The 17424-nt window shown below is 66.7% G+C and carries 11 protein-coding genes; 6 read left to right on the top strand and 5 right to left on the bottom strand.

What is annotated here, in order from left to right; translation table 11 throughout:
* Positions 1-45: 45 nt before the first annotated feature.
* From NCR39_RS07895 to moaE, 3 genes are read left to right on the top strand one after another with little or no spacing between them, the layout of a single operon-like run.
* Complete coding sequence (locus NCR39_RS07895; protein WP_350029664.1) at positions 46-1284, top strand: molybdopterin molybdotransferase MoeA; 1239 nt, start codon at positions 46-48, stop codon at positions 1282-1284.
* 13 nt (positions 1285-1297) lie between these two features.
* Positions 1298-1555 carry a molybdopterin converting factor subunit 1 gene (gene moaD, locus NCR39_RS07890; protein ID WP_250451699.1) on the top strand — a complete coding sequence of 86 codons (258 nt, stop codon included), beginning with the start codon at positions 1298-1300 and terminating at the stop codon, positions 1553-1555.
* A 1-nt stretch (position 1556) separates the two neighbouring features.
* Positions 1557-2030, top strand: a complete 474-nt coding sequence (gene moaE / locus NCR39_RS07885; RefSeq protein WP_250451698.1) for a molybdopterin synthase catalytic subunit MoaE — start codon at positions 1557-1559, stop codon at positions 2028-2030.
* Positions 2031-2034: 4 nt separating this feature from the next.
* Here the strand turns inward: moaE and NCR39_RS07880 are convergent, their stop codons facing one another.
* A complete protein-coding gene (locus NCR39_RS07880) occupies positions 2035-2577 on the bottom strand; it encodes a group III truncated hemoglobin (RefSeq protein ID WP_250451697.1) in 543 nt (180 codons plus the stop codon).
* Between the two features lie 281 nt (positions 2578-2858).
* Between NCR39_RS07880 and NCR39_RS07875 the strand changes: the two genes are divergently transcribed.
* From NCR39_RS07875 to NCR39_RS07865, 3 genes are all read left to right on the top strand, one after another.
* On the top strand, positions 2859-3359 hold the full coding sequence (locus NCR39_RS07875) for an Rrf2 family transcriptional regulator (protein WP_250451696.1): 501 nt from the start codon (positions 2859-2861) through the stop codon (positions 3357-3359).
* A gap of 167 nt (positions 3360-3526) precedes the next feature.
* Complete coding sequence (gene clpB, locus NCR39_RS07870; protein ID WP_040050160.1) at positions 3527-6124, top strand: ATP-dependent chaperone ClpB; 2598 nt, start codon at positions 3527-3529, stop codon at positions 6122-6124.
* 290 nt (positions 6125-6414) lie between these two features.
* Positions 6415-7653, top strand: coding sequence for an MFS transporter (locus NCR39_RS07865; RefSeq protein WP_250451695.1), 1239 nt, complete (start codon positions 6415-6417; stop codon positions 7651-7653).
* A gap of 85 nt (positions 7654-7738) precedes the next feature.
* On the opposite strand, the gene NCR39_RS07860 is transcribed toward NCR39_RS07865, so the two are convergent.
* From NCR39_RS07860 to NCR39_RS07845, 4 genes are all read right to left on the bottom strand, one after another.
* A complete protein-coding gene (locus tag NCR39_RS07860) occupies positions 7739-8200 on the bottom strand; it encodes a YidB family protein (RefSeq protein ID WP_250451694.1) in 462 nt (153 codons plus the stop codon).
* Positions 8201-8235: 35 nt separating this feature from the next.
* Positions 8236-8799 (bottom strand): ComEA family DNA-binding protein, encoded by a 564-nt coding sequence (locus tag NCR39_RS07855; RefSeq protein WP_250451693.1) that lies wholly within the window; start codon positions 8797-8799, stop codon positions 8236-8238.
* Positions 8800-8974: 175 nt separating this feature from the next.
* Positions 8975-11335 (bottom strand): penicillin-binding protein 1C, encoded by a 2361-nt coding sequence (pbpC, locus tag NCR39_RS07850; RefSeq protein WP_502800187.1) that lies wholly within the window; start codon positions 11333-11335, stop codon positions 8975-8977.
* Positions 11298-17330 carry an Ig-like domain-containing alpha-2-macroglobulin family protein gene (locus NCR39_RS07845; RefSeq protein ID WP_250451692.1) on the bottom strand — a complete coding sequence of 2011 codons (6033 nt, stop codon included), beginning with the start codon at positions 17328-17330 and terminating at the stop codon, positions 11298-11300. Before NCR39_RS07845 ends, pbpC begins: the two co-directional genes overlap by 38 nt.
* Between the last annotated feature and the right edge of the window lie 94 nt (positions 17331-17424).

The raw sequence follows: 17424 nt of genomic DNA, 5'->3' as shown, positions 1-17424 counted from the left end.
AGCGAAGCCATGTCATCACAGCCTGCCGGTTCCTCCCGTCCTCCGATGCTCGCCACCGCCGAAGCGCTCGGCCTCCTGCTCGACGCCGCGCGCCGGGTGGAGGGCGTCGAGCGCATCGACACGCTCGAGGCGCTCGGCCGCGTGCTCGCCGCCGACGTGGTTTCGCCGCTCGACGTCCCGCCGATGCACACCAGCTCGATGGACGGCTACGCGGTCCGCGCCGCCGATCTCGCCGCCGCCACGGATGCCGCGCCCGTCGCGCTGCCCGTGTCGCAGCGCGTGCCGGCAGGCCACACGGCGGAGCCTCTCGCGGCGGGCACGGCGGCGCGCATCTTCACGGGCGCGACGGTGCCGCCGGGCGCGGACGCCGTCGTCATGCAGGAAATGGCGCGCGTTTCCGACGACGGCGCCGTCGCGTTCACGCAGCCGCCCGCTGCCGGCGAATGGATCACGCGGCAGGGCGCGGACATCGAGCGCGGCTCGGTCATCCTGCCGGCCGGCACGCGTCTCTCGCCGCAGGCGCTGGGGCTCGCGGCATCGGTCGGATGCGCGTCGCTGGACGTGGTGCGCCCGGTGCGCGTCGCGATCTTCTTCACCGGCGACGAACTGCGCATGCCCGGCGAGCCGCTCGCGCCCGGCGCGATCTACAACTCGAACCGCTTCACGCTGCGCGCGCTGCTCGCGAAGCTCGGCTGCGACGTGACGGATTTCGGCATCGTCCCTGACCGGCTCGACGCCACGCGCGATACCTTGCGCCGCGCCGCGCTCGAACACGATCTGATTTTGACGTGCGGCGGCGTATCGGTAGGCGAAGAGGATCACGTGAAGCCGGCCGTCGAAGCGGAAGGGCGCATCTCGATGTGGCAGATCGCGATGAAACCGGGCAAGCCGCTCGCGTACGGCGCGGTGCGGCGCGCGGGCTCGGGCTCGGGCGGATCGGAGGAAGCGCATTTCATCGGCTTGCCGGGCAATCCGGTATCGAGCTTCTGCACGTTCCTGCTTTTCGTGCGACCGTTCATTTTGCGGCTCGCGGGCGTCGAACACGCCGCGCCGCGCGTCTACACGATGCGCGCCGACTTCACGCAGAAAAAAGGCGATCGCCGCAACGAATTCCTGCGCGCGCGCGTGAACGACGCAGGCGGTCTCGACCTTTTCCCGAACCAGAGTTCGGCGGTGTTGACGTCGACGGTCTGGGGCGACGGACTCATCGACAATCCGCCGAATCACGCGATCAGCGCGGGCGAGCTGGTGCGTTTCATCCCTTTTTCAGAATTGATGCGGTAAGGACGAGCCTGCAATGAAAGTGGAACTGAGATTTTTTGCGAGCGTGCGCGAGGCGCTGGGCGTCGCGAACGAGACGGTGAGCGTGCCCGACACGGTCGTCAATGTCGGCGACGTGCGCGCTTGGCTGCGCATGCGCGGCGGCGTCTGGGCCGAAACGCTCGCGGATGGCCGCGCGCTGCGCATGGCGTGCAATCACGTGATGACGAACGCGTCGCAGCGCATCACCGATGGCTGCGAAGTCGCGTTCTTTCCGCCGGTCACGGGCGGCTGAGATGACCACGTTTTCGAAAGTCCGCGTGCAGGAAACCGATTTCGACCTGAGCGCCGAAGTCGCCGCGCTGCGCGCCGAGAACCCGAAGGTCGGCGCGGTGGCGTGTTTCATCGGCACGGTGCGCGATCTGAACGAAGGCAGCGCCGTCGAAACGATGGAGCTGGAGCACTATCCCGGCATGACGGAGAAGTCGCTCGAAGGCATCGCGGACCAGGCGCGCGAGCGGTGGCCGGGATCGGACGTGCTGATCGTGCATCGCGTGGGGAAACTCAAGCCGCTCGATCAGATCGTGCTCGTCGCGACGACGGCGATGCATCGCGCGGAGGCGTTCGAATCGTGCGCCTTCGTGATGGATTACCTCAAGACGCAGGCGCCGTTCTGGAAGAAGGAAAAGACCGAACGCGGCGAGCGCTGGGTCGATGCCCGCGAATCCGACGACGCCGCGCTCGCGCGCTGGACGACGCCGGAAGGCTGACGATTCATCGCTCGTCGACGGGCTTGCCGACGAACTTCGCCGGAAACGGCTCGGCGGCGGGCCGTTCCGGAAAGCGCGGTTCCGGCTCGTCGCCGGTGCGCTGCCGCTTGAGCGCCGCGAGCAAGGCTTCCTGTTCGGCGGGAATCCGGTAATCCCAGCCGAACTTGCTCAATTGCAGGCTGTGCGCGATGCGCAGCGCCGGTTCCATGAACTGCACCGCGGCGGCCGGTTCGTAGCGCGCCTCGACCGTGTTCAGGAACAGCGACAGCCAGCGCGCGAAGTGGCGCGGCTCGATGCCTTCCAGCGGCCGATGCGCCTCCTGCACGTTCCCCCGATACTGCTTCGAGCCGAGCACGAGGCTCGACCAGAAGGTCGTCATCTTCGCGAGATGCTCGTCCCAGCGGCCCGTCAGCTCGCGGGCGAAGATCGGTCCGAGCAGGGGATCGTCGTCCACGCGGCGGTAGAACGCTTCGACGAGCGCGCGCACGTTGGTTTCGGTCGGTTCGCGCTCGCGCGTGACGGCGGCGCTGGATGGGTCGTGGTTCATGGCAGGAAAGCGATCAGGCTGGCGTCGAAAAAGAGCGCGGGCGCGAGGGTCATTAGCTGACGACAGGCACTTATTTGGCGCAGAATGCTTCATTCGTCAAGGTGATGCCGCGTTTCGCGGGCCGCGTGCGGATAGTAGACCTTGCGTCGCCGGGGCGGGGTCATCGCCCTACGGCATCATGCGGCTTTTTTGCCGCACCCGGCGTCGCGGGCGCGGCGGTTCGTTCTGCGGCGCCTCACCGTCATGCATGCGCACCTGCGCTCAACTCACCGCGCGACACCATGCGACTGACCGACTACACCGACTATTCGTTGCGGGTTCTGCTCTATCTTTCTGTGCGCCCGGCCGGCCTCTCGACGATTCAGGAAATCTCGAACGCCTACGGCATCTCGAAGAACCACCTGATGAAGATCGTTCAGCAACTCGGAGACCTGGGCTGGGTGGAGACCGTGCGCGGGCGGCACGGCGGCCTGCGCCTCGCGGACCGCACGCGCGCGCTGACCATCGGCGACATCGTGCGCAGGACGGAGAGCGACTTTGCGATCGTCGGCTGCTTCGCCAGCGGCGCGGACGATCGTCATTGCGTGATCCAGCCGGTCTGCCGGCTGCGGGGCGTGATCGCCGCCGCGCGCGATGCCTTTCTCGCCGAACTCGACAAACACACGGTCGCCGAACTGTCGGAGCCGGCAAACGAACTCGCGCGGCTACTGGGCGTCGCCGGCATGGGGGCTTCGTCGCCTTCGCTGTCGGTGGCGGCGGTATCGCCGGATGGCTCGTCCTGAAGCGCGGTACGCCGCGCCATTGAACGAAAGCCGAACATCGCTGTCCGTCGAAAGCGCCGCTCGCGCGCCCGCTCGCTTCAAAAAATGCACATTGCGAGCGAAACCATGCTTGAAAGCGGCCAAAACCGCCTCATTTTGGTCGTATTCAGAATTGGAGCTTTCCAAAAATGAGAATCGACAAACTCACAACCAAGTTTCAGGAAGCACTGTCCGACGCGCAGAGCCTGGCGGTTGGCAACGACAATCAATACATCGAGCCCGTGCATCTGCTGTCCGCGCTGATCGCGCAGCGCGACGGCTCCGCGCGCTCGCTGCTGTCGCATGCGGGCGTGCAGGTTCAGGCGCTGCAGGCGGCGGTCAACGAAGCGATCGGTCGTCTGCCGCAAGTGCAGGGCACCGATGGCAACGTGCAGATCAGCCGCGAACTCGCCGGCCTGCTCAACAACGCCGACAAGGAAGCGCAGAAGCTCAACGACACGTACATTGCGAGCGAAATGTTCCTTTTGGCCGTCGCCGACGATAAAGGCGAAGCCGGCCGCATCGCGAAGCAGCACGGGCTCACGCGCCGCGCGCTGGAAGCCGCGATCAACGCCGTGCGCGGCGGCGCGCAGGTCAACAGCCAGGACGCCGAAAGCCAGCGCGAGGCGCTCAAGAAATACACCGTCGATCTGACCGAGCGCGCGCGCGCCGGCAAGCTCGATCCGGTCATCGGCCGCGACGACGAAATCCGCCGCTCCATCCAGATCCTGCAGCGCCGCACGAAGAACAATCCGGTGCTGATCGGCGAGCCGGGCGTCGGCAAGACGGCGATCGTCGAGGGACTGGCGCAGCGCATCGTCAACGGCGAAGTGCCGGAAACGCTCAAGGGCAAGCGCGTGCTGTCGCTCGACATGGCCGCGCTGCTCGCGGGCGCGAAGTATCGCGGCGAGTTCGAGGAGCGCCTGAAGGCCGTGCTGAACGACATCGCGAAGGACGAAGGGCAGACCATCGTCTTCATCGACGAGATTCACACGATGGTCGGCGCGGGCAAGGCCGAAGGCGCGATGGACGCGGGCAACATGCTGAAGCCGGCGCTGTCGCGCGGCGAGCTGCATTGCATCGGCGCGACCACGCTCGACGAATACCGCAAGTACATCGAGAAGGACGCGGCGCTGGAGCGTCGTTTCCAGAAGGTGCTGGTCGATGAACCGTCGGTGGAAGCGACCATCGCGATCCTGCGCGGCTTGCAGGAAAAGTACGAGCTGCACCACGGCGTCGAGATCACCGATCCGGCCATCGTCGCGGCGGCGGAACTGTCGCATCGCTATATCACGGACCGCTTCTTGCCGGACAAGGCCATCGATCTGATCGACGAAGCGGCGTCGCGCATCAAGATGGAAATCGATTCGAAGCCCGAAGAGATGGACAAGCTGGAGCGACGGACCATCCAGTTGAAGATCGAGCGCGAGGCCGTGAAGAAGGAGAAGGACGAGGCATCGCAGAAGCGGCTGCAACTCATCGAAGAGGAAATCGAGCGCTTGAACCGCGAGTATTCCGATCTCGAGGAAATTTGGACCGCCGAAAAGGCCGCGGTGCAGGGCAGCGCGCAACTGAAGGAAGAGATCGAGAAAGTGCGCGCCGACATTGCGCGTCTGCAGCGCGAAGGCAAGCTCGAGAAGGTCGCCGAACTGCAATACGGCAAGCTGCCGGAACTCGAAGCGCGGCTCAAGCAAGTGACGCAGGCGGAATCGCAGGAGCAGAACAATCCGACGCGTCCGCGTCTTCTGCGCACGCAAGTGGGCGCGGAGGAAATCGCGGAAGTGGTGTCGCGTTCGACGGGCATTCCGGTGTCGCGCATGATGCAGGGCGAGCGCGAAAAGCTGCTGCAGATCGAAAGCAAGCTGCATGAGCGCGTCGTCGGTCAGGACGAAGCGATCGGCGCGGTCGCCGACGCCATCCGCCGTTCGCGCGCCGGTCTCTCCGATCCGAACCGTCCGTATGGCTCGTTCCTGTTCCTCGGGCCGACGGGCGTCGGCAAGACGGAACTGTGCAAGGCGCTCGCGGCGTTCCTGTTCGATTCGGAAGACCATCTGATCCGCATCGACATGAGCGAGTTCATGGAGAAGCACAGCGTCGCGCGGCTGATCGGCGCTCCGCCGGGATATGTCGGCTACGAGGAAGGAGGTTATCTGACCGAAGCCGTGCGTCGCAAGCCGTATAGCGTGATTCTGCTCGATGAAATCGAGAAGGCGCATCCGGACGTGTTCAATGTGCTGCTGCAAGTGCTGGACGACGGCCGCATGACGGACGGACAAGGCCGCACCGTGGACTTCAAGAACACGGTGATCGTGATGACGTCGAATCTCGGTTCGCACGTGATTCAGAGCATGGTCGACGAGCCGCACGAGAAGGTGAAGGACGCGGTCTGGGAAGAAGTGAAGCTGCATTTCCGGCCCGAATTCCTGAACCGTATCGACGACGTGGTCGTGTTCCATTCGCTCGATCGCGCGAATATCGAATCGATCGCGAAGATTCAGTTGCAGCGTCTGCACGACCGGCTCGCGAAGCTCGACATGCAGCTCGACGTGTCGGATGCGGCGCTGGAGCAGATCGGCAAGGTCGGCTACGATCCGGTGTTCGGCGCGCGGCCGCTGAAGCGCGCGATCCAGCAGGAGATCGAAAATCCGGTCGCCAAGCTGATTCTCGCGGGGCGCTTCGGACCGAAGGATGTCATTCCGGTCGATGTCCGCGAAGGCGAGTTCGTGTTCGATCGCGTGGTGCATTGAGTTGAACGCGCCTCTTCTTCGATGAAGAGGACTTCGAAAGGCAACGAAGCGATTCGTTGCCTTTTTTCTTTGCGCGGCGCGCTGTCGGGAAACCGCTTTGGCACATGGATTCCCGCGCGATTGTTCGCCTGACCCGGATTGTCAATTCGAGGCGCCGGCCTTTTTCGGCGCCGCCCGTTCCCCTACAGTCCTTCATTCGTAGCGTCGGCGGTTCGTGTTGAACGCGCCGCGCGCCGGTTTTGCGACTGTCGCAGCCACGGCTTCGCCCTCATTTTTCCGTTTCCATCGCCATGCATATCGACGCCCCCACGCTTCCCGGAACATCGGACGGCCTTTCAACCACGATACGCGAGTGGCTTGCCGTGCTTGCCGTCGCGGTCAGCGCGTTCGCCTTCGTGACGGCGGAATTCCTGCCGGTCGGCTTGCTGCCGCAAATCGCGCACGATCTGGGCGTGAGTCCCGGCATCGCCGGTCTGATGGTGACGACGCCCGGCGTCATGGCCGCCATCTTCGCGCCGACGCTGATCATCGGCGCGGGCCGCATGGATCGCCGATACGTCTTCTTGCTGCTCACGGCGGTTCTGTTCGTGTCGAACGTCGTCTGCGCGATGGCGCCCGGCTTCGCGACGATGCTCATCGGCCGCGCAATGCTCGGCGCGGCGCTCGGCGGCTTCTGGACGCTCGCGACGGCGGCGGCGCCGCGACTCGTGCAGGGCAAGGACGCAGCGCGAGCGACGGCGATCATCCTGACGGGCGTGACGTTCGCGACGGTCATCGGCGTGCCGCTCGGCATCTTCATCGCGTCGTTTTCGTCGTGGCGGCTTTCGTTCGCGGCGACCGCGGGCCTCGTCGCCGTCGCGCTGACCGCGCAGGCGCTGCTCGTGCCGCGCTTGCCGTCGGCGTCCGGCTTGCGCATCCACGACTTCAAGGCGCTGCTCGCGAGGCCGCATGCGCGACTGAGCATGTTGATGGTCGCGTTCGCTTTCGGTGCGCACTTTTCGACCTACACGTACATCGCGCCGTTGCTCGAACAGGATTTTTCGCTGAACGCGATCACGTTGCTGCTGCTCGGCTTCGGCGTCATCGGTTTCTTCTCGAACGCGATCATGTCGACGTTGGTCGGCACGCATCTCGTCAAATCCGTGGCGGCGATGATCGTGCTGCTGCTCGCCGCGATCCTGTCGATGCTGCTGCTCGGGCATTCGCATATCGGCGAGACGGTCGCGATGCTGATCTGGGGCGTCGCGTTCGGCGCGCTGCCGTTGTGCTTCAGCGTGTGGATTCAGCGCGGCACGGCGGATTATCCGGAAGCCGGCTCCGCGATGTTCGTGAGCATCATTCAGGTGGCGATCGCGACGGGTTCCGCCGTGGGCGGCGCGATTGTCGACCGCGCGGGCGTGGAAACCGACTTCATGCTGGGCGCGGGACTCGCCGTGCTCGGTCTCGTGACGTTGCAGCGCGTGATGGCGTTGGGGCGGCCGGGCAGGGCGCACGCGGCTGAGAGCCGTTGCGAGCCGTCGATGGACTGACAGCGCGTCTCCCGGCCCGCAAAAAACCCCGTCCGGCGCGAGCCGGACGGGGTTTTTTTTATCGCGACGTGCGAAAGGCGCGCGCTCAGCCTTGCTTCGGCTGCTCGCTATTGCCGAACAGACCCGCGAGGCCACCGAGCGAGCCGAGCACGCCGGTCAGATCCAGCTTGCCTTCGGGCGGCACTTCGCCGTTGGGCGTCGCGCGATCGACGATATGCGGCAGCACTGCCGCCAGCATGCCGGAAAGCTGGTCGCCCGAGACGCCGGCCTTCTGCGCGAGCGCGCCGACGTTGTCCGCGCCGAGCACGTTGGTCAGCACGCCCGGGCTGATCGGCTTGTTCTCGCCGGTGCCGATCCACGACGAGACGATATCGCCCGCGCCGTTCTGATGGAAACGCTGGATCAGCCCCATGATGCCGCCGGGCTGGCTGTTCACGAATTCGAGCGCCGCCGCGATCAGCGCGGTCTGGCCGCCGCCCTGGCCACCTTGACCGCCTTGTGGCGACGAATTGCCGAGGGAAGAGGCGAGGATATCGAGTAGGCTCATGTCAGTCTCTACGAAAGTTGGGTTGCGGTGCGCAATTACAGACCACTGGCGGCCGCGCTGCTCGCCGCCTTGTCTTTCTTGCGTTTGGATTTGGAGGGTTTCGCGTCGCTCGTCGCGGCAGGCGCGGATGCAGCGGTAGCCGTCGCGTTCGACTTTTTCTTGCCGGACGCCGACGGAGCCGACGCCGGTGCGACAGCCGGCGTGCGCTCGTTCGTGGCCGCAGGCGATGTTGCCGCGGTCGCCGCCGTCGATGACTTGACCGTCGAATTCGGCGCGGCGGCGCCTTGCGAGGTCACCGGCGCGGACTTCGACGTCTTGCCGGTCGGCGGCAGCGACGATCCGCCGATGGTCAGTCCGTTTTCCTCCAGCTTCGCCACCGACTTCACACCGAGGCCCTTGACGCGGTTCGCGAGATCGTCCGCGTCCTTGAACGGACCGTTTTTCGTGCGTTCGTCGACGATCGCCTTCGATTTTACCGGCCCGAGGCCTTTCACCGAATCGAGAGCGGCCTGATCGGCGGTATTGACATCGACGGCGGCAAACGCGACGCCGATGGACAGCAGGAATCCAACGCACAGAATCAACAGCTTTCTCAGCATGACGACACTCCGGGCAAAAGTGGATGAAACAGTGGACGGGCAACGTTCCGGCACGCAACGCCGGACCGGCCACGCGGGACGACGCCGTTAAGCATAGGACAATTCCGCGTCCCGGACGGTGACCGTGGGGCATTGTGCATGACCTCGCCGGGCACGCCGCATTTGCGCACAATTCTTAACGTTGGAAAAGCGCGGAACGTGCCGCGAAGCAATCGAACGCGCGCAATCGTTCGCTATGCCAATTTTTTCGCCGCCCGCGCAGTCTATTTCGATCGGGCGCGGCCGCTTTCGCGAACGCACCGCGCACTTCGAAGCCGACTTGGTCGACCGTTTCGCCGCGCGCATCGACGAGTTCGAGCACGTGACGACCCGGCCACGGCAGCCAGGCGGCGCGGGCGTCGTGTCCGAACGGCTTGCCGTCGAGCCGCCATGTCAGACGTGCGCCGCCGCCCGCGCGCTCGAACCACACGCGCTGGCGCGCGGGCGGAATGTCGGGGTCGAGCGCGAAAATGGTGCCGTCGGTCGGCGCGCCGATTTTCGCGGCGGCAGCATCGGCACGAACTGCGTTCGCCGTCGTTCCCGCCGCCGCGTTCGCCGTCAAGCCGATGCGCTCCATCTGCGTGCCGCGCACGAACCATTCGTCGCGCGTCGGCTCGATGTCGTTCTGATACGCGACGCGCGTCTTCACGACGCCCGGCGGCGCGTTAGGCGCGCGGCTCGTCGTCCGCCGATGCAGGTAATTGACGATCGCATTCCACGCGGGCGCCGCGCCGGTGACGCCGGAGACGTCCCACATCGGCGCGCCGTCAGCGTTGCCGACCCACACGCCTACCGTGTAGCGCGACGTGAACCCGACCGCCCAGTTGTCGCGCATGTCCTTGCTCGTGCCCGTCTTCACCGCGCTGAAGGTGCGGGTCGCGAGCACGCTGTCGAAGCCGAACGTGCGGGTGCGCGCGTTATTGTCGGCCAGCACGTCGGTGACGATGAAGCTCGCTTCCGGGCTGAACACGCGCTTGCCCGAAGGCGCGGGCGCGTGATCCGCGAGATCGAAAAGCGGCCGCGCGACGCCGCCGTTCGCCAGCGCCCGATACGCATTCGCAAGCGATGCGAGCGTGACATCGGCGCTGCCTAGCGCGAGGCTGAAGCCGTAGTAATCGCCCGCTTGCGACAGCGGCAGGCCGAGCGCGACGAGCGTCTTCGCGAAGCGATGCGGCGTGACCAGCACGAGCGCGCGCACCGCCGGCACGTTCAGCGACGAACCGAGCGCCGTGCGCACGCTGACCCAGCCCTTGAAGTCGTGATCGTAGTTTTGCGGGATATACAGGCCGCCGCCCGTGGCGAGATCGAGCGGGGCGTCGTCGAGCAGCGTGGCGGCGGTGAGGCGCTTTTCGTCGATGGCCTGCGCGTACAGGAAAGGCTTGAGCGTCGAGCCGGCCTGACGCTGCGCGAGCACGGCGTCGACCTCGGCTGCGTTTGACAAACCGCCCGCCGATCCCACCCACGCGAGCACGTCGCCGGATGCGTTGTCGATGACGATCGCCGCCGCGTCGTGCACGTTGCGCGGATGCGCGCGCGCATTCAGTTCGGCGAGCGTGCGGGCGAGCGTGTCGCGGGCGAAGCGCTGAAGCCGCGCATCGAGCGTCGAACGCACGCGCGCGCCCGCCGCCGGATGCGCTTCGTTCGCGATGCGCCGCGCGAGATGCGGCGCGAGCGCGTCGTCGCTGCGGACGTAAGCCGGCGCCGATGCGGTGCGCGTGAGCGTCAGTTGCGCGTAGCTGTCGAGATTGACGCACGGATCGGGAGCGGCGCTCGTTTTGGCGTTTGCGTGCAAGGTGCGCATGTCGCGCAGGATGGCGCACGCGCGCGCCGCGACCTTCGCGTACGGCGCATTCGGCGCGCGCACGAGCGCGGCGGCGAGTGCGGATTCGCGTTCGTCGAGACCGGATGGCGCCTTGTCGAAAAGCGTCTGCGACAGCGCCGACAGCCCGATGATCTCGCCGCGAAACGGCACGAGATTCAGATAGGCTTCGAGAATCTGATCCTTGCGCCACGTGCGTTCGAGCCACAGTGCGCTCACCGTTTGCTGCGCCTTTTCCGCGATGGAACGGCGTCCGGACGGCTTCCTGCCTTCGTCGCCGATGAGACCGGTGAGCTGCATCGTCACCGTCGATGCGCCGCGCGTGCGCGTGTTCCACAGGTTGCCCCACGCGGCGGCGGCGGCTCCGCGCCAGTCGACGCCCGCGTGTTCGTAGAATCGTTTGTCCTCCGAAACGACGATCGCTTCGCGCAGCGCGGGCGATACATCCGCGAGCGCGATCCAGTCGCCGCGTCGCGCGCTCGTGTCGATGCGCGTGCGCTGCAGCGTCTCGCCGTCGCGGTCGAGCAGGAGCCAGTCGGAGCTGCGCCAGTTCGCGCGCACTTCGTCGAAGCCCGGCGCGGCGTGAGCGGCCGCGGCGAGCATCATGGCGACGACGAACGTGGCGGCGCGCTTCACGATGTCACTTCGCCGCGAGCGGCTTGACGACCATCGGCGCATTCGGCAGCGCGCCGAACGTCGAGGGCGCGTAGAGCGCTTCGACGCGCGTCGGCGGCAGGCCGAACGTGCCCGCGTTGTTGAGGCGCATCGTGTATTCGACCTGCAGCTTGCCCTTCGCCAGATAGTCGTAATACGCGCGATACCCGTCGAAGCTGCGCTCGACGAACGCCGGCCACGCGCCGCTGTCCTGCTTCTCGCCTTGCGTCGCCGCTTCCGAATCGCGACCGAGGCCCGAGCCGAGAATCGTCGCGCCGGCGGGAATCGGATCGTTCACGACGACCCACGTCATGTCGCTTTGCGCGTCGATGTCGAGATGCACGCGCACGATATCGCCGCGCGACAGTTCGCCCTTGACGGCGGGCTCGACGGGCGTGACCGTCTTCGTGATGCGGTAGCCGGCCGCGAGCGGCGCCTTCAACGCAACCGCCGCGAGGCTTTCGATCGTCGCCCACGGCTTGCCCGTGCCGTCCTGCGTGAGCGTGAGCGGGCCGGTGGACCACGGCAGTATCGTGCTGCGCGTGTTCGCGGTCTTCGTGATCGGCGTGGCGGACATGGGCGACGTGGCCGACGCCGTCGCGACGGGCGCGGCTGCGTCCCAGTTCACGCGCTGCGCCGACGAACCGAGCGCGATCGCCGTGCTGCCGGTGACCGGCGTGCTTTCGAAGAGACGCGAGAAGCGGCCGACCGCCAGCGCTCCCCACAGATTGGCCGTGGTCGTCTGCCATGCGCCGTGCTGCTGCATCGCGAGCAGGCCGGCGACCAGACGCGGCATCTCGTCCTTCCAGCCGGGCGCATCCGCGAACAGAAGGGCGGTGCGCGCGGCGTTCGTTTCGACGCTCGTCATGAGCCACCAGAGATCGTCGTCGTGTTCGGTCGAGAAGTTGAGGCGCGTGCCTTGATACGTAAGCCGCGCACGGACGATCTGCTCGGCCTGCGCGCGCTTCTCTTCGCGATCAGGAATGCCGTCGACGCGCGAGAGGATCGCGTAGTAATCGAGCACCGCGGACGTCGGCCACTGATTCGGCGCGACCGTGATCGACCCCAGCATGCGCGGCTGCGCGAGACCGTAGCGCGAGAGCGCTTCGATGGCCGCGAGCTTCTCGAAGTCGAGATCGTTGCGCGGCGCCCAGAACTTGCGTTCGATCTTGCCATCGACGAAATTCGCGAGGCCCGCCGCGAGGCGGTCGCGCAGATCGGCGGGCAGCGCGAAGCGGCGATCCAGCTTGCCGGCTTCATCCGAGACGGCGAGCAGGTACGCGCTCAGCGCAGGGCTGCCGGTCGGGCGCGTGTCGTCGGGCGGCGGGAAGTAGTTCGCGAGGCCGTCGCGGTCGAGATACGCGGGCATGCGCGTGAGCACGGCTTGCCACTGGGCGGCGTCCATCAAACCGAGCGCGCGCGATGTCTGCTGCTCCAGGCAGTTGTACGGATAGCGCTCGAACCAGCGGCGCACGCCGGGCAGGCCGTCCGCGAGCTTCGGCTGCAGCGATACCGCGACGCCCCCGCGCACGATGCCGTTCGTCGAGCGGCTCGCGTCGGCGGGCGGCGCGACGGGCAACGCCAGCGTGCCATCCACCTGTGCGATGGTCGCCTGTTGCACCGTGACCGGAATCGCCGCGACGACGCGCTGCGTGAGCTTCACGGCATCGCTCGCCTTGCCGGTTCCCTGTTCGACGGCGCTCACGTCCCACGCGAGCGCGGCGGAAGCGTTCGCGCCGAGCACGTCGGGCGTGGCCACGTCCCAGACCAATTCTTTCGACGATCCCGCCGCGAGTTCGACCGTCCGCGCGTCGAGCGCGAGCGCGCCCGCGTGCGGCGTGACGACGACGCGCATCGCGCGGTCCGTGCCGTTGCGCAGCGTGACCTGCGCGCGGAACGCATCGCCGACGCGCACGAGCGGCGGCAGGCCCGAAATCAGTTGCAGATCCTGCGTGCTCTGAATCGACGCGCTGCCCGTGCCGAAGCGTCCCGCGCCGACAGTCGCGATCGCGACGATGCGAAAGCGAGTGAGCGCGTCGTTGAGCGGCACGTCGACGGATGCTTCGCCGTTCGCATCCAGCGTCACGCGCGGATTCCAGAGGAGCAGGGTATCGAAGAGTTCGCGCGTCGCGCTATGTCCGCCGCCGCCGCCCGCAGGCACCGCCTTGCGCCCGAAGTGCCGCCGCCCGACGATTTCCATCTGCGCGGTCGCCGTTTCGACGCCGTACGCGCGCTGCTGCAACATCGCGTCGAGCACGTTCCAGCTTCGGTTCGGCATCAGTTCGAGCAAGGCTTCATCGACTGCAGCGACGGCGATCTGCGTGCCGGCCGGCGCGGGCTTGCCGTCGGGCAGCGCGACCTTGATCTTCACATGCGCCTTCGCCCGCACGGAATACGACTTCGCGTCCGGCGTCACGCTGACCGCGAGCTTGTGCGACGCCGTGCCGACCTTGATCGATGCGAGCCCGTAGCGGAACGCGGGCTTCGACAGATCGACGAGCGGCGTCGGCGCCTGATACTGGCGTCCTTCGTACCAGAACGCGCGCGCCCATTCCACCGGCGCCTTCCAGCCCCACGTGAAGAACGAGTACCACGGCACTTCGCGCACGCGCCCGCGCAGCGCGAGCACCGACACGTACACGTTCGGCCCCCATGCATCCTGCACTTTCAGGTCGATGGTCGGATCCTTGCCGTTCAGTTCGACGACCCGCGTTTCGATCACGCCTTCGCGTTCCACCGCGACGAGCGCCGTCGCCGCGCGAAACGGCATGCGGACCTGGAAGCGCGCGGTTTCGCCCGGCTCGTAGCTGGTCTTTTCCGGCAGCACGTCGATGCGGTCGGTGTTTTCGCCGCCGAACCAGAGTTCGTCCTCGCGCGTCACCCAGACCGACGTGCTCGCGTTGGCTTCGCGGCCGTCGCCGTCTTTCGCGACCGCGATCAGATCGACGTTGCCCGCCTGCTTCAGCTTCGCGTCGCAGGTGACGAGGCCGTGGTCGTCGCTCTTGCCGCTGCAGAGCGTGCCGAGATTGCTGGTTTCGCTGTGATTGTCGTAGGCGTAGAAACCGCCGACCATGCGCTTGCGCGAACTCGACATCACGCGCGCAATGCCCTTGATTTCGATCGATACGCCCGCGCGCGGCTTGCCTTGCAGGTCGAGCGCGAGCGCCTGAACCGGAACCGTATCGCCGACGGATACCCAGTGTCCCGCCTTCACGCCGACGGCGACCTCGGCGGGCCAGAGCGTCGCTGCGCCGCTGATCGTCTGAATTTCGCCGTTCGGATCGGCGAAGCTGGCTTCGAGCGCCAGGCGCTTCGGCGAGTCGACGGCGGGCAGCGGCGCGACCGTGAGCTTGCCGGCGCCGTCGCGGTCGAGCGTCACGCGCACCTTGTCGGCGACGAGCTTGGTCGTGGAATCGCCTTGCTGCTGATCGTCGCTGCCGTCGCCGTCCTGATCCTCGGCGGGCGCGCTCGCGCCGTCGTTCGCGGGCTTGCGATACGGCGCGAAGCTGAACGATTCGAATTGCGATGCGAAGGGCGGGGCGGTATCGCGCACGAGCGCCGACACCTGCACCGGAACGTTCGATGCCGCGCCGCCCTGCACGTATTCGAGCCGCACGGAGACGGGCGCTTCACGCGCCGCGACGAGTCCGGGCGATTTGCTGTCGCCGGCCGAAATGGAGCCTTTGAACACCGGCAGCCGGAATTCCTCGACGCGGAAGCTGCCCGTTTCATACGATCCGCTCACCGCGCGTTCGTTGTCGTCGTCATTGCCGGCGGCGCTGGCCGCGCCGTCGTCGAGCGACACGCTGTATTCGCCGAGCTTCGCCGCTGCGGGCACGGTGAACGTCGAGTCGGCGCTATGGTCGGCGGCCCACGCGAGCGGCAGATGCCACGTCTGGCCGCTGCCGATATGGCGGATCGTCACGCGCGTCGGATAGCGCTTGGCGAACGCGAAGCCGCCGAGCGTCTCGACGCGCAGCAGATGCTTCATCGATACGGTCTCGCCCGCGCGCAGCAGCGTGCGGTCGAACACCGTGTGCGCGCGCGTCGTGCGCGTGGGGCTCATGTCCGTCGGCACGTCGAAGCGCCACGATTCGATGCCGCGATTCCAGTCCGATTGCACGAAGGCCATGTCGGGACCGGTCACGGGATCGTCCACGCGCGCCGACACGAAGAAGCCGCCGTCGCTAAGATTGTCTTCGCCGCAGTCGCGCGACTCCACGAGCGCCTTGTCGATCTTCGCGATGCCTTGCGCGTCGGTCATGCCGGTGGCGAGCTGCCTGCCCCGGCAATCGGTCACGCGCACCTGCGCATTCGGCACCGGCTTGCCCTTGTCGAGCGTCGTCACCCAGACGACGCTGTTTTCGCGCCCCTGCTTGAAATGCACGCCGAGATTCGTGACGAGCACCGACGTGCGTACGTACATCGCCTGGCGCTTGCCCATCAGCGACGCGCCCAGCGCCGGCGACGCCAGCTCGACCACATAGAAGCCGGGCTTGCTGAACGGAATGCCGACGACTTCGAACGGCCGCAGCGATTTCGGATCGTCGGCGGGCAGCGTCAGCGTCTCGACGCCCGCGCGCTTCGTCAGAAGCGAGAGCGAGCGAATGTCGATCGTGGGATCGTTGCCGACCGAACCGTCTTCGTTGCGGACGATGACCGGCGCGATGCCGTTATGCAGCGCCTCGCGCATGCGCGATTCGACGCCCGAGCGCGACATCGCGATGCCGTCGAACGCATCGACGGTGCGCATCCATCGGCGGATGTCGGCATCGGCGTCGAGCTTGAGGCGCGTGATCGTCGACGTGCCCGCATTGAGCCCCCGTACGTGCAAGTCCGCTTCGACATGACGCAGCGTGACGGGCAGCATCGCGGGCATGTTCGGCTCCGCGAAGCGTTCGATGATCCCGAACGTGCCCGACGAGAACTTCGCGAGCGGCGGCATGGGCGCGGTGGCCGTCGCGAGCGGGAAGAGATCGGCGTTCGCAAGCACGCGGCCGCTCACGTCTTTCAGATTCGACGGCGCTTCGATCGTCAGATTCGCGCGCTCCGGCAGCGGCGCGGCGAATTCGATGGCGCTTGCTTCGGCATCCTTGTTGTCCGGATCGAAGTGAGGCGCGACCGTGCCTTTGGGACCGCGCAGGACGAACTTTTGGGCATCGGCGCGATTGATCGGCGCGGTGAACGTGAGCCGCAACGGACGCAGCGGCGTGCAGGGCGCCTTCGCGTTCTCGCGCTCGCACGTGAAGGCCGCCTTGAACGGCTCGCGCACCGTGTAGCTGAAGCGCTTTTCGACGTCGTTCGGCATGCCGCTCGGCCCCGTCACGCCTTGGCCGAAGACAAGCTGCATCTTGGTCGCGGACGGCAACGTTTGCCCGCACGCGAGCGTGAGCACGCGGTCGCTTTCTTTCTGATAGTGGAAGTGTTCGATGAGCGCGTTGCGCGTCGCGGTGTCGGCCATGCGCACGGGAATGCGGTTGCCGAGCGCGTTCGATTCGCACCAGACGTGATCGAGCACGGACGCTTGCGTCGCCGGACCGTTCAGGCGCAGCACGAAAACCTGGTCTTCCTCGATATCGCCGTAACTCGGCTCGATGCGCGTGACGAACGGCCCGCCGGTCTGGAACGTGAAGTGATTCGGGCCCGCGAGCGCGTTGCCATCGGCGGATTGGATGCCCGCGTTGAGATCGACCGCGCAGCGCACGCCGGGCGGCAGGTCGGCGTTGAAGTCGAAGGCCCAGGTTTTCTGGTCGATCCAGCGCGCGCTGCCCGCCGTGGCCGCGGCCGGCGCGCCGTCACACGCGAGCTTGGCCGGTGCGGCGGCGTTGGGGTTGCCGAGCGGGGTCATCGCTTCGTCGAACTTGACGACGACCTGCCTCACCTGCGCGACCTTGCCTTGCGGCGACACGCTCACGGCGCGTGCGGCATCGGCCCGATGAATCGCGACGCTGGACGCCAGCGCGGCGAGTACGGCGGTTGCGGCCAGAATCCATTTTTGTTTGTTGATGACGCGGCTCATCCACACGCTCCGGTTTTCTCCGACGCGCGATTTTACTGGAGGCCTACGGCATTCTTTCTGCGGATTGTCGGCGTATCGACGCTTTTCGACGAAT

The organism is Caballeronia sp. ATUFL_M2_KS44 (assembly GCF_023630965.1).
In the GTDB taxonomy this organism is placed as follows: Bacteria; Pseudomonadota; Gammaproteobacteria; order Burkholderiales; family Burkholderiaceae; genus Caballeronia; species Caballeronia concitans.
The sequence above is the reverse complement of the archived record's forward strand: the minus strand, read 5'-3'. Positions and strand labels throughout refer to the sequence as shown.